The following is a 13,019-nucleotide window of genomic DNA, read 5'->3' on the forward strand; positions in this document are numbered from 1 at the left end:
ACTCCTGATAGTGATCGGTTGGTTCAACCTGCGGAGCTGTCTGCAGTTTTCTGGTTCAACTCGCTGATGCGCTCCTGCAACTTGTTCAGGCTGGCGTCGATGTCCTTGAGGCGGGTCGCTTTCTCCTGAGCATCCAGCGTGGTGCTGGCAGCCACCTCAGTACGCTGTTTGAACAGTTCAAGCTGGCGAATGGGCAACAACTGGTCATCGCTGGACTTGAGGAACTTGCCCATCTGCATGTTCTTCAGGACGGTTTTTTCTTCATCGGTATTGCCATAATCGGCGAAGAACTCACGAATCTTCGCCTTGTTTTCGTCCGACAGCGCCTTGCTCCAGACAATCGGGTCGGCTGGAATCAGCGGCGACTTCCAGATCACTTTCAGTTGCTCGACCTTGTCCGGTTGAGTGACGGCCAGGCGGTCCCAGCTTTCGGTATTGAAAGTCGCGACATCCAGCTGACCCTTGGCAACACTCAGGGCATTGACCTCATGGCTGGAGTTCAAGGTGCGCTTGAAGGCGGTGGAGGCATCCACGTGGTTTTTGGCAAACACGTAATAGCCAGGCACCAGATAACCCGACGTGGAGTTCGGGTCACCGTTGCCGAAGGTCAGACTCTTGGCGTTCTTGAGCATGTCTTCGACAGAGTCGATCGGGCTGTCCTTGCGCACGATCAACAGGCTCCAGTAGCCCGCATCGCCGTTGGCGGCAGACGTCTGGGCAAAGATCTCGCCATTGGAGCGGTCTACCGCTTCCATCGCGGCCTTGTTGCCCAGCCAGGCCACATCGACCTTGTTGAAGCGCATGCCCTGAATCAGACCGGCGTAGTCCGAGGCAAAGGTGGCATTGACCTTCAGACCGGTTTTGCGGCTCATGTCATCGAGAAACGGCTGCCAGATACTTTTCAGGTTCTGCGATGACTCGGTGGACATGATGCCGAAATTGATGGCTTTTTCTTCTGCTGCCTGAACCGTGCCCAACGCGCAGGCGGTCAGCAAGGCGGCAGAGGCGAGAAGACGACCGATACGCTTGAACATGCAGGCTCTCCTGATAAATATAAATAGGGTGATGTTGAAAAGCTTCAGACTTTGGCCAGTTCCAGACTTGGTTTCTGCCGAACGCGACGGCTTCGTTCGGTGATCATCAGGCTCGCGTCCGCGTCTGCACCGTAGAGGTCATTGAGGAACTGTTTGCTGAGATCCTGCGCCAGGCCATCAAAATGTATCCGCCCGCCCTTGAGGGCCACGGCACGCGGGCAATAGCGCACCGCGTAATCCACCTGATGCAGGGTGACGACGACGGTCTTGCCGTCACTGCGATTGATGTCGGCAAGAATTTCCATGACCCTGCGGGCCGATTCGGGGTCCAGCGAGGCAATCGGTTCGTCGGCAAGGATCACTTCGGCGCGCTGGGTCAAGGCACGAGCAATCGCCACTCGTTGCTGCTGGCCGCCGGACAGGGTCGAAGCCCGCTGGGCGGCAAGATCTGCCAGCCCTACCCTGTCCAGCGCGGCCATCGCACGCTGTTTTTCCTCGCGATTGAACAGCGCCAGACTGCCGCGCCAGCGCGGCATGCGGCCCAGGCAACCAAGCAGAACGTTGTCCAGCACACTGAGGCGATTGACCAGATTGAATTGCTGGAAGATGTAGCCGATATCGGCACGCAGACGTCGCACCTGACTGTTGAGACGACCGGACGACTGAACCTCGCGACCCAGCACCTGGACCTGACCGCCATTGCTGCGATCACAACACGCAAGGCCGGCAAGATGGCGCAGCAAGGTTGACTTGCCAGAGCCGGAAGCGCCAATCAGCGCAACCATTTCACCGGGTTGTATAGACAACGCAAGGTCAACCAACGCACTCTTGTGCGAGAAGGTCTTGTTCAGGCCCTGTACATGAATGGCATCGTTCATGAGGCTTCTCGGTCTGCGCACGACCCGGGACAGGTCGTATTCGGTTGTCAACCAAACTGAACCTGTGTTGTTGCAGCCTCATGAACCGTGAGTGACGAGCTGATAACAGTTTGTCGCAGAAGGTGTTGCAGCGCAGATCCGTGAAGCAAAGCGCCAAGACGTACGGCTTGCCTCCGCGCTCACCGTTATACACGCACCCATGAGATGACTATCGTGCCAATGCTCCGCGTGGTAACGATCATAATCATAGTGGACAGCTGCCGGATCAGATCCGGAAGCTGCCGACCAGTTGCTGCAAGCGGGCCGCCTGCTCTTCCAGCGAGTTGCAGGCGTCGAGGGTCTGGCGCAGGTTGTCGACGCCCAGCTGGTTGAGGGTGTTGATATGGGTGATGTCGACATTGATCGACTCCACCACCGAGGTCTGCTCTTCCGTTGCAGCGGCCACCGACTGGTTCATGCCGTTGATCTCTTCGATGCGTCGGGTCACGCTGCTCAGGCGTTCGCCGGCGAGGTTGGCGATGCCTACGCTGTCCTCGCTCTGACGCTGGCTTTCAGTCATGTTGACCACTGCCTCACGAGCGCCGACCTGCAGCTCTTCAATCATCTTCTGCACTTGTTGCGCCGAATCCTGAGTGCGGTGCGCAAGGTTGCGCACCTCGTCAGCCACCACGGCAAACCCGCGCCCTGCTTCACCGGCACGCGCCGCTTCGATGGCTGCGTTGAGCGCCAGCAGGTTGGTCTGCTGGGAAATGCTGGTGATTACCTCGAGAATCTGTCCGATGTTGGCGGTCTTGCCATTCAGGCTTTCGATGTTCACGCACGACTCGCTGATCTTGCCGGACAGCTCGTTCATGGCCTTGATGGTCTGCTGCACGACGTTCTGGCCGTCGCTGGCCAGGCCGCTCGCATCGCTCGACTGCTGCGAGGTACGCGCGGCATTCTGGGCGATTTCCTGGGCGGCGGCACCTAATTCGTTGATTGCCGCTGCCACGCTTTCAGTTCGGTTGGCCTGCTGGTCGGAGTTACCCATGGAGGCGTTGGAGACCTTGACCACCTGTGTGGCAACCTCGCCCAATTGCGCGGCAGTCGAGGCCACTTCGCGGATCGAGGTATGGATACGTTCGACAAAATGGTTGAACGACTCGGCCAGTGCGCCGAATTCGTCCTGCGAAGTGATGGCCAGACGCTTGGTCAGATCGCCCTCGCCATCGGCAATATCACGCATCGCGCGGCCCATCTGATGCAAGGGTTGCATCAACACCCGGATCAACAGGCCCAACAGCAGGATGATCACCATCACCACAACCACCATCGCGGTGATCGCCGAAGCACGGAACTCGGCAAGCATCGAATAGGCCGAGTCCTGTTCCAGTACCAGCGCAACGTACCAGTTAGCAGTCGACACGCCTTGCACCGGCGTGAAGGAAATGATCTCGGGTTTTTTGCCAGAATCGATTTCCGTTACACCAGTGGCAATTTTCGGCGTATTGACCGGGTACGCTTCATTGATGTTCTTGAGCACCAGCTTGCTGTCCGGGTGGACCAGAATCTTGCCCTCGGCGCTGACCAGAAACGCATAGCCATGCCCGTCAAAGTTCAGCGAGTTGATGATTTTGCTGACGCTGTCCAGCGAGATATCAGCACCGGCGACACCGGCAAACTGGTTCTGGATTTTGACCGGCGTGGCGATGGTCATGACCAGCTTGCCGGACGAGGCGGCAATATAAGGTTCGGTAACAATTGTGCCCGGCGCATTCTGTGCGGCCTTGTACCAGCCGCGTGCACGTGGGTCGTAATCAGCCGGGCGATTGCCGGCCGGAACCGAAAACATCAAGCCTTCAGTGCTGCCGAAATAGCTGAGTTGAAAGTTTTCGCTGTACGTCGGCAGGCCAATGGCGCGCTGCAGTTGCGGCAGCTCCTTACCATCCACAGCGACTTGCTGAGACATCGATTGCAGCAGTTGAATGCGGCTTTCCAGCCAGGTCTGAATATTCTGCGTGGTCAATGTACCCAACTGCAGCAGCTCGGACCTGACGCTGGATTTGAGCGACTGACGTTGTCGATAGTCGTTTATGACAATAAACACACTGAACGCGACAACCACAATCAATGCGGCGGCAAGAAGAATTTTTTTGCTGAAACCCAGACTTTTCATAACGGTTACTTCCACGGCAAAAAACCAATAAGGACGATCTCTGAATCGCCAATCAAACTTCCAAATGTGCCGTCCTTTTCACGTTACAACCTACAGGCCGTTCAGCAACCGGAGTCGATACACACCTGCCTGCGGTGTCGATCAGCAGGCAGGTCCGGGTACCGAAACATTACAGAGACGCTTGTATCGCCATATCGGCCGAGATGGACGAGTCCTTGATTATTTTTTTCGAAGCGTGCTGAGACCTGTCTCCCACAATCGACGGTGAAACGTGCAGAGCCGGAAAAACTGGCTATGGTGAACTCATCCCCGCCGTGCAGAGGATGGTCTTGCCATGCTGAGTATCGAAAAACTTTTTGACGATTTGCACAGTCTCCCGAGCATTCCCAAAGTGGCTCAGGACCTGATGCTGCAATTTGACAACCCTTCCTCAAACCTGGAAAGCATTGCCCGAAACATCGAGAAAGACCCGGTGATTGCTGCCAAGGTACTGCGCCTTGCCAACTCGGCGCGGTTTCGCGGCTCGCGAGAATCCTCGAGTATCGAAGACGCGGCCATGCGTCTGGGTTTCAACACCCTGCGCACCCTGGTAATGGCCTCGGCAGTGACCGGCGCGTTCAAAGCCGGGCCGAGTTTTGACCTCAAAGGGTTCTGGCTCAAAAGCTTTCAGGTGGCAGGGATCTGCCGAATGCTGGCGAAACAGACGGGCGTCGACCCAGAAATCGCCTTTACCTGCGGGGTCATGCATAACATTGGCGAACTGCTGATCCAGACCGGCGCGCCCGACGTTGCAGAGCGCCTGAACAACGCAGCCAAGGCCGGTACGCCGGGGCGTGCAGCCAACGAAACCCTGCAACTGGGTTTCAGCTACCCGGAAGTAGGCGCAGAACTGGCCAGTCGCTGGCATTTGCCAGAGCTGATCAAACAGGCTATCGCCTATCAGGCAACGCCGCTGAAGGCTCCTGCGGACGCACCGTTGCCAAAGATTGTCGCTCAGGCCATTACCATCTCCGATGCACTGGAAGCCCACGGCGGCGCGACCCCGCAAGCGCAGCAGGCTTGCGGCGGGCCATTGATGGAAGGAGTCGATCTGGACGCACTGTTTGCCGGGCTGCCAGCGGTGCTTGAAGCCGATAAGGCGTTCTCCGACCTGCTGAGCTGAGCCGATACACTCTTCGCGGGCTGCAAAAGCGGTCATGGGGTGAGCACTTCACTCCATGACCTGCTCCATTTATCTGTATATCCATACAGATAAAACTTGCCCGCAGCGTATTCAACGTTCATCCTTGCAGCCCTTGCACCGGTAATCGACGACGGTAGTCATGCGGCTGTTTCTTTGCGAAAAACCCTCCCAGGCCAAAGACATTGCGGCTGCGCTCGGCGCGACCCGGCGTGGCGACGGCTGCTGGGTGGGTGCCAATGCCACCGTGACATGGTGCATCGGCCACTTGCTGGAAACCGCCCCTCCCGACGCTTACGATGCGCGTTACAAACGCTGGGTGCTGGAAGACCTGCCCATCATTCCGGAAAAGTGGAAGATGCTCGTCAAGCCGAGAACTGCCAGCCAGTTCAAGGCAGTCAAGCGATTGCTGGGCGAAGCTCAAGAGCTGGTGATTGCCACCGACGCCGACCGCGAAGGCGAGATGATCGCCCGCGAGCTGGTCGAACACTGTCGCTATCGCGGGCCGATTCAGCGTTTGTGGCTGTCGGCACTCGATGACGCCTCCATCCGCAAGGCGCTGGCAGCGCTCAAACCCGGTGCCGATACGTTCAGCCTGTATCACTCGGCACTGGGTCGATCCCGTGCCGACTGGCTGATCGGAATGAACATGAGCCGTCTGTTCACCCTGCTGGGTCGCCAGTCTGGTTATCAGGGCGTATTGCCAGTCGGGCGGGTACAAACCCCGACCCTGCGGCTGGTCGTGGACCGTGATCGCAGCATCGCCAACTTCGTACCGGCACCCTACTGGGCCATCGACGTCAAGCTGTTGCACGACAATCAGGCTTTCATCGCCCAATGGCGCGCACCATCAGACGCCTGCGACGATCAGGACCGCTGCCTGAATCAACCGCTGGCGCAACAGGCTGCCCAAGCGATGCGCAATGCGGCCAGCGCACGGCTGGTCAAGCTGCGCACCGAGCGGATTCGCGAAGTTGCCCCACTGCCTTTCGATCTGGGCACCCTGCAGGAAATCTGCTCGAAAAAGCTCGGGCTCGGGGCGCAGGAAACCCTTGATATAGCTCAGTCGCTGTATGAAACCCACAAGGTCATCACGTACCCGCGCAGCGATTGCGGTTACCTGCCGAACAGTCAGCATGGCGAAGCCCCGGGTATCATCGCAGCGCTGTGCAAGGTAGACCCGACGCTGGCCAGCCTATTACCGCACCTTGACCCGCAACGCCGGTCGCGGGCCTGGAATGACGGCAAAGTAACGGCCCACCACGGCATCATTCCCACTGCTGCCGTGCGCGGCGTCGAGCGTCTGACCGGCAAGCCGCGAGCGGTGTACACCCTGATCAGGGCGCGCTATCTGGCGCAGTTCCTGCCCAACCACGAATGCGACCGTACCCAGGCCGACTTCGACTGCGCAGGCCATGCGCTGCGGGCGGTCGGCAAACAAATTGTCGAGCCAGGCTGGAAACGTGCCATGCCCGAGGCACTGGCACCGGTCAGGGGTCGCGAAGCGCCTGCCCCGCAGCCGTTGCCGGCATTGTTTCAGGGCTGCGAATGCGCCGTCGCTGAGGTCCTCCTCAAGGACCTCTGGACCCAACCGCCCAAACCTTTCACCGAAGGCGACCTGATCAAGGCGATGAAAAACGTCGCCAAACTGGTGGAAGACCCACTGCTCAAGCAAAAGCTCAAGGACACGACCGGCATAGGTACCGAAGCCACCCGCGCCGGGATCATTCAAGGCCTGCTGGACCGTGGCTATCTGACCAAACAGGGCAAGGCACTCTGCGCAGCGCCCGCTGCGTTCAGCCTGATCGACGCCGTCCCCCGCGCCATCGCCGACCCGGGCACTACAGCGATCTGGGAACAGGCACTGGACATGGTACAAAGCGGCGAAATGAGTCTTGAAGAGTTCGTCGCCAAACAGGCAGCGTGGATGAGCAAACAGGTCAGCCGTTGCGTCGGCATGCGCATGAGCATCAGCGGCCCGGCCAGCCCGGCAGGCGTTGCGCCGCCCTGGAAGAAAAAACGCAAGACCGCGAAGCGCAGCGCTGCTACGCACTCTGCTACAACGGGCACTGCGACGAAAAAACCGCGACGTACAGCCAAACCGGCGGCCAGATGACTGGCCCATATACAATCCGATAAGCAATTGCATCGTCGGGTGTTACACACTCAAGCGTTACAAACAGGTGTTACAACATGTCAGACCGAGAGATCATCGTTCCGCCCACCATGCAGTCGATTATGGACCGCGCAGGGTATGCACCCGCAGTCAGAGTCGGCGACACCCTTTACTGCGCCGGGCAGGTGGGGCGCACACGGGAAATGGAAGTCATCCTCAACCCCGAAGCGCAGTTCATCGCTTGCTGGGAAAACCTGCGCACGGTGCTGGCCGAGGGCGGCTGTACGTTCGACGATATAGTAGACATGACGACTTATCACGTAGCCATGAGCGAACATATGGCAGTGTTTCGTGACGTGAAAAACCGTATCTTCCCGCGCGGCCAATGTGCATGGACCTGCATCGGTGTTGCCGAGCTGGCGCGTCCCGGGCTGCTGCTGGAAATCAAGTGCATCGCGATCAGGCGCAGCGCCTGACACCGTGATCAGTGGCTTGAGCGCAACGGGATCTCCTGGCGCGATGACTCTGCCTGGGCACTGCCCAGACCAACCATTTCGTCATGAGCCACAGCCTGGGTCAGGAACAGCTTTACATCAGATACCGAGGAAAGCACCTTGCGCGCCTCTTCCACCGATGCAACGTGCAAGGTTTTGCCAGTCGAGTCTTCCACCGGTACAGACTTGCCGTCCAGTTGCGCATGGAGCACATAGGAACCGCCCTCGATGGAGATCAGATCGAGTTCACGAACCTTTTTATCCGTCGCATGTTTTGTCAGATCTTGAATGTTCAAAGTCACACCTCCCGTGGCGTTCTGAAAATCAGCGCCTTGTAGAAGTGGAGCTTTTACCGGCGCGAACGTTCAGTTGTGTTGCAGGCCTTATCGGCGCGACAATAACGCTGACTTCATTTGCCCAGCAACAGCGCCGCGTCGAATCCCATCCGCAAGTTGCCCCAATGGCGCCCTTCAAAAAAGAACGGCACATCGATTTCGGTCATGATCTCGCCGGTATCACGCAGGTAGGTCTGCAACAGAAAACGTTGCTGGTTGCCCGCTGCACGCAAGCCTATCGGGTCGGAGAACATGCGTTTGTTGCGGCACACCGGCAAGTCGACGGCACGGTCGCCGGTCGGTTTCAGTGACACCCAGCTGTTGTTGACCGGGCAGTAACCTTTGTTATCCACGATAAAGGTGACCTTGCCACCCCGGGTGCCCTTGGTCAGCTTGTCGCACTCTTCCTGGCAGACTTGTGCGAAACGTTCTGTGTAACCGGTCATGTATTGTTTGGGGTCGGTGCCGGGAATCAGCTTGTAGCTCTGATCGAACAGATTGACGCCTTGTTTGTGCAGCTCGGCCAGCCGCACCTGCAGGATGTCCCGGCACTGACTCGCGCGGGTAATGGCAGCGTCCAGTTCGCCGCGCCCCAGCACGAAACGCCCCAGCAAGGTCTGAACCTGCTCGGCCACACCGGACAGGTCACGGGTGGCGGTGGCAGAGTGCTGCATACGCTGGTCGATAGCCTGGCTGTCGGAGTAAATTCGCGTCACCCGTTCGTTGATGCCAGTGTTGGTGGTTGCGAACTGCTGGATATGCGTAGCGATGTCGGCCAGCTTGTCATTGGTGGACTCGAAATCACCGATCATGCTCTCGAAATGGCCGGATGCGCGCTCTACGACCAGCTGGGTTTCGCGGGCGCTGTGGCTGATCTGAATGGTCTGTTCGTGGGTGGAGCTGACCTCCTGAAGCATCGCGTCGATGTTCCGGGAGATATCGTCAGTGGCTTTACTGACGTTCTGCGCCAGGGTGCGCACTTCATCCGCCACCACAGCAAACCCTCGACCGCTTTCCCCAGCCCGCGCCGCTTCGATGGCGGCATTGAGCGCGAGCAGGTTGGTCTGCGAGGATATCTGCTGGATGAGCCCGACAATCGACTTGATGCTCGAAGAACGCTCATTCAAGCCGGATACCAGCCCACCGAATTCATTGAGACTGCTGGATATCTGGCTGATGTTTCCAGTCACCTCCAGCAGTTCGGCATAAGAGTCGCGCGCCATGCTCAGGTTCTGCGCGGTGGTAGTGGAAATGCCCTGCGTCTGCTGCGAGACGTCCTCAATGCTGCCCACCGCCATGTTGCTCTGGTCCATCACCTCTCTGGCGAAACGCGCCTGATCGGTCGCGCTGTCACTGGAATCACTGATGTTTTTCAGCGAGCGTGCCGATTCGACTGCGATCTGCACCGTCAGCGCCTGAATGCTGCTGATGACCTCGCGCTGCTTGGCCAGAAAACGATTGCAGGTACTGGCCAGCACTCGAATTTCGTCATGGGTCAACAATGGCAAGTCACGGGACAGGTCGCCCTCGCCGTTGGCGATTTCTTCGAGTGCGTGTGTCATGAACACCACTGGACGCACAATCAAATGGCGGAAGTACCCGACCATGAAGCTGACCATGACCAGCGTAAACAGAGTACTCAGCAGGATCGCGTTGCTCAGGACATCCAGCTGGCCCTGGATCTTGCCCAGTTCGGCCTCGCTCAGTTGCGTGCCATGTAATTGCAGCATGATGTCAGAGCGAATGTTCAGAGCCACCCAGTACAACAGCGCGCTGACCAGGACCAGCAGAAAAAGGCTTGAGAGCTTTTTGGTCAGTGTGTCGAAAAACTGCTTTTCGACTGACTCGTATAAGGCCTTTAACGTCTGCATGTCGCTGCTCCTGGGGTGCAAAGTGATTCATCCACGAAAATTAACGCTTGTCGGTACCGAAGATTCAAGGGCTGAACCGGCCAATACAGGCCTGTGATGAGCCCTGCGCGACTCGACCGAGGGTCGAATGCGCCGGAGAGTACTGCAGGCTGAGGCTATTTGATATCAAAGACGGAAACGATCCACCGATTGTGAAAGCTGTCCGGCCATTGCCGAGAGTTCATCGGTGGTGCTGGCGGTCTGCCCGATGACCCGGCTGTTGCCCTCGGACATGCTGGCAATCATCTCCACCTGGTGAGCGATTTCGTTACTGGCCAGGCTCTGTTCACCAATGGTGCGAGTGATGTCGTTGACCAGTTGTGTGGTGCTCAACGTGGCCTCCAGTATCTCGCTGATCGAGCGTTGCACCTCGGTGGTAACGGCCATGCCCTTGTCGACCTGAGCAACGCCTGCTTCCATGCTGGTGACCGCCTCGCGGGTACTTTGCTGAATACGAGCGACCATCGCGGTTATTTCCTGAGTCGAGGTGCTGGTGCGCCCCGCCAGATTGCGAACCTCATCGGCAACCACTGCAAAACCCCGACCCTGCTCGCCAGCGCGTGCAGCTTCAATGGCTGCGTTAAGCGCCAGCAGGTTGGTCTGATCGGCAATGCCCTTGATCACCTGAATGATATTGAAAATTCCTTCCGAGTCCTTGTCCAGCGTACGGATCACCTGCGCCGACAGCTGCGCCGAGCGGGCAATGCTGTCCATGTCACTGACCACCTGATGAATCACCCGGCCACCATTTTTTGCCAGTGTCTCAGCCTGATTTGCCATCTCCAGTGCGTGCCCGGCATGCCGGGTGATTTCTTCGATGCTTGCCGTCATCTCGCTGGTCGCTGCCGACATGGTGCCCGCTGCCGAGCTCTGCTGCCGACTGCTGTCGGCCACTTCATGGCAGCCACTGCTGAGCTGGCGGCTCATACCGCTGACGCCATGCGCGTTGCTGCGTACCACTTCGATCATCCCGCGCAGGTCGCGCTGCATGACCGCCAGACTGCGAATCAGCATGCTGGCCTCGTCGCGGCCACGGGGCTCGGTGATAGGTTCACTGAGATTGCCGTGAGCAATGCTGTCGGCAATGCGGCTGGCAGAAGCAAGAGGAATCATGATGCTGCGGGTTACCCAGCGGCCCTGAACCAGAAGCAGCAGGATACTGGCCACCAGCACCACAACCAGAGCAATGTTGGCGCTGCGGATTGCCTGGCGGGCACCTTCGCCGCTTGCCTTGAAATTCCCCTCGATCAGGTCGCTGAGACCGGACATCTGCTCTTCCAGTTGTGTGAAGGCGCTGGTGAACGTGCCCAGTTCCTGTTGCGCTCGTTCCGGATTATCCAGAGCCAGACCGACAATACGCTCGCCACTGGCAATATAGGTATCGAGGCTCGGCTTGATCCTGTTCAGCTCCGCCTTGATCGCTTCGCTGATGGGAAGCTTGAGGTTATCGTTCAGCACAGCGCGAAAATGTGCAGCATGCTCATCAAGGGACTTCTGCACCTCTTCACGCGTGCTGTTGCTTTTGCCCAGGCCGACCAGCATCGCCGACAGCACATCGGCACGCAGCGCATCGTGCATCATGTCGGCTTCCAGATGATTGCTGAGCGCGGTCATGCTGACCTCGCTGTCGATCATCGCCGTCTCCGTGCGGGTATTGCCCACATAGTTGACCAGGCTGATGATCAGAACCGTCAGCACGCTGGTGCCAATCAACAACAATAGACGTAGCTTTATCGACATCCTGATGTCCCCTGCGATCAGTGAAATAACGTGAACTGCGGAGTGTTCTTATTCAGAGCTTATCGACGCGTGTTACCCGTTACTTGAACCCGTTTACAGTTTTTTACTGTGTGAATGCCTGCGGACAATCGATTACCCGGCCTGACGTCGACCTGTAACGCGGCTATGGTGAACTGTAATGAACTCACGCCCACCGCAGGAGCCAACCAAGTGCCTGACAAAAAGCCCGCTATCGATCTCACCTACCGACCACGCCTCGCTGACCTCAAGCCACTGCTCCCTTCGACCGAATTGCTTGCACCGCAACCTATTACATCGCCACGCACCACACCGGCGAGCGAATTGCAGAAACGTAAGGGGTATGTCGAGAATTTTCTCGGTGACTTCGTCGTGCCATGGCCTTCGACCGACGCGGAGCTGGCACCGGATGTCTATCCGCTGGACAACGCCGGCAATCGCCTCGATTACACCCACTTTTCAATCACCATGTCACGCAGTCGACGTCTGGCCCTGTATGTCGGTGTCAATATCGACGGTGCCAGCAGTGTCGAGGTCAAGCGTGGCAAGGATTCGTGGTCCTTTGATGGCAGGCTGCCTGCCGAGGCGCAGATCGGTGAAAGCCTGTACGCCGACAATCTGCTGGATCGCGGTCATCTGGTCAGGCGTCAGGACCCTAATTGGGGCAAGGAAGCCGAAACGGCCAACAGCGATACTTTTCACTTCACCAACTGCTCACCGCAGATGGCCGCCTTCAATCAGAAGACCTGGCTGGAACTTGAGGACTACATCCTTGAGAACACGCGTCGCTGGAAATCCCGGGTAACCGTTTTCAGCGGGCCTGTGCTGCGCGATGACGACCGCAGCTACCGCAACGTCAAGATCCCTTCGGCATTCTGGAAGGTCGTGGCGTTTCTTGGTGACGACGGCAAACCTTCGGCCAGCGCCTACATTATCGACCAGAGCCGCGAGCTGGGTAAGCTGGAGATCGTATTCGGTCCACTCAGAACCTGGCAGCGCAGCGTCCTGCAGATCGAACAGCTCACCGGCATCAGCTTCGGCGACCTGGCCAGCTACGACGGTTTCTCCAACGAAGAGCGCCTGACCGGCACGCGCATCGAAGCACAGATTCGCGGGCCGCAGGATATTCGGGTCTAGCGCGTTATAGACAAGCCCTAAG

General features: G+C 58.2%; 10 protein-coding genes. 4 read left to right on the forward strand and 6 right to left on the reverse strand.

Annotated features, from left to right (window positions below):
• Nucleotides 1–23: 23 nt before the first annotated feature.
• The 3 genes from phnD to RGM3321_RS18690 all read right to left on the reverse strand — a co-directional run bounded on the left by phnD (nt 24) and on the right by RGM3321_RS18690 (nt 4,067).
• Nucleotides 24–1,034 (reverse strand): phosphonate ABC transporter substrate-binding protein, encoded by a 1,011-nt coding sequence (gene phnD / locus RGM3321_RS18680; protein ID WP_244394328.1) that lies wholly within the window; start codon nt 1,032–1,034, stop codon nt 24–26.
• A gap of 44 nt (nt 1,035–1,078) precedes the next feature.
• Nucleotides 1,079–1,912, reverse strand: coding sequence for a phosphonate ABC transporter ATP-binding protein (gene phnC / locus RGM3321_RS18685; RefSeq protein WP_244394329.1), 834 nt, complete (start codon nt 1,910–1,912; stop codon nt 1,079–1,081).
• Nucleotides 1,913–2,177: 265 nt separating this feature from the next.
• Nucleotides 2,178–4,067: a methyl-accepting chemotaxis protein gene (locus tag RGM3321_RS18690; protein WP_244394330.1), complete on the reverse strand. Its 1,890-nt coding sequence runs from the start codon at nt 4,065–4,067 to the stop codon at nt 2,178–2,180.
• Nucleotides 4,068–4,401: 334 nt separating this feature from the next.
• Here RGM3321_RS18690 and RGM3321_RS18695 point away from each other — a divergent pair, with 334 nt between their 5' ends.
• The 3 genes from RGM3321_RS18695 (at nt 4,402) to RGM3321_RS18705 (ending at nt 7,839) form a co-directional block, all read left to right on the forward strand.
• Nucleotides 4,402–5,229 carry an HDOD domain-containing protein gene (locus RGM3321_RS18695; RefSeq protein ID WP_058400260.1) on the forward strand — a complete coding sequence of 276 codons (828 nt, stop codon included), beginning with the start codon at nt 4,402–4,404 and terminating at the stop codon, nt 5,227–5,229.
• Between the two features lie 160 nt (nt 5,230–5,389).
• On the forward strand, nt 5,390–7,363 hold the full coding sequence (locus tag RGM3321_RS18700) for a DNA topoisomerase III (protein WP_244394331.1): 1,974 nt from the start codon (nt 5,390–5,392) through the stop codon (nt 7,361–7,363).
• A gap of 77 nt (nt 7,364–7,440) precedes the next feature.
• Nucleotides 7,441–7,839, forward strand: a complete 399-nt coding sequence (locus RGM3321_RS18705) for a RidA family protein (RefSeq protein WP_244394332.1) — start codon at nt 7,441–7,443, stop codon at nt 7,837–7,839.
• A gap of 8 nt (nt 7,840–7,847) precedes the next feature.
• Here RGM3321_RS18705 and RGM3321_RS18710 read toward each other — a convergent pair whose 3' ends face one another.
• The 3 genes from RGM3321_RS18710 to RGM3321_RS18720 all read right to left on the reverse strand — a co-directional run bounded on the left by RGM3321_RS18710 (nt 7,848) and on the right by RGM3321_RS18720 (nt 11,842).
• Nucleotides 7,848–8,159, reverse strand: coding sequence for a DUF6482 family protein (locus tag RGM3321_RS18710; RefSeq protein WP_244394333.1), 312 nt, complete (start codon nt 8,157–8,159; stop codon nt 7,848–7,850).
• Nucleotides 8,160–8,266: 107 nt separating this feature from the next.
• On the reverse strand, nt 8,267–10,063 hold the full coding sequence (locus RGM3321_RS18715) for a methyl-accepting chemotaxis protein (RefSeq protein ID WP_244394334.1): 1,797 nt from the start codon (nt 10,061–10,063) through the stop codon (nt 8,267–8,269).
• Nucleotides 10,064–10,228: 165 nt separating this feature from the next.
• Nucleotides 10,229–11,842: a methyl-accepting chemotaxis protein gene (locus RGM3321_RS18720; RefSeq protein WP_244394335.1), complete on the reverse strand. Its 1,614-nt coding sequence runs from the start codon at nt 11,840–11,842 to the stop codon at nt 10,229–10,231.
• A 210-nt stretch (nt 11,843–12,052) separates the two neighbouring features.
• Between RGM3321_RS18720 and RGM3321_RS18725 the strand changes: the two genes are divergently transcribed.
• On the forward strand, nt 12,053–12,997 hold the full coding sequence (locus RGM3321_RS18725; protein WP_244394336.1) for a DNA/RNA non-specific endonuclease: 945 nt from the start codon (nt 12,053–12,055) through the stop codon (nt 12,995–12,997).
• Nucleotides 12,998–13,019 lie beyond the last annotated feature (22 nt).

The sequence above is a fragment of the Pseudomonas sp. RGM 3321 genome, assembly GCF_022836805.1.
Lineage (GTDB): Bacteria > Pseudomonadota > Gammaproteobacteria > Pseudomonadales > Pseudomonadaceae > Aquipseudomonas.

What these genes read in the sequence shown, in the direction of transcription:
- phnD (WP_244394328.1), bottom strand. Translation starts at nt 1,034, where the DNA reads ATGTTCAAGCGTATCGGTCGTCTTCTCGCCTCTGCCGCCTTGCTGACC.
- RGM3321_RS18715 (WP_244394334.1), bottom strand. Translation starts at nt 10,063, where the DNA reads ATGCAGACGTTAAAGGCCTTATACGAGTCAGTCGAAAAGCAGTTTTTC.
- RGM3321_RS18720 (WP_244394335.1), bottom strand. Translation starts at nt 11,842, where the DNA reads ATGTCGATAAAGCTACGTCTATTGTTGTTGATTGGCACCAGCGTGCTG.
- RGM3321_RS18690 (WP_244394330.1), bottom strand. Translation starts at nt 4,067, where the DNA reads ATGAAAAGTCTGGGTTTCAGCAAAAAAATTCTTCTTGCCGCCGCATTG.
- RGM3321_RS18700 (WP_244394331.1), top strand. Translation starts at nt 5,390, where the DNA reads ATGCGGCTGTTTCTTTGCGAAAAACCCTCCCAGGCCAAAGACATTGCG.
- RGM3321_RS18695 (WP_058400260.1), top strand. Translation starts at nt 4,402, where the DNA reads ATGCTGAGTATCGAAAAACTTTTTGACGATTTGCACAGTCTCCCGAGC.
- RGM3321_RS18705 (WP_244394332.1), top strand. Translation starts at nt 7,441, where the DNA reads ATGTCAGACCGAGAGATCATCGTTCCGCCCACCATGCAGTCGATTATG.
- phnC (WP_244394329.1), bottom strand. Translation starts at nt 1,912, where the DNA reads ATGAACGATGCCATTCATGTACAGGGCCTGAACAAGACCTTCTCGCAC.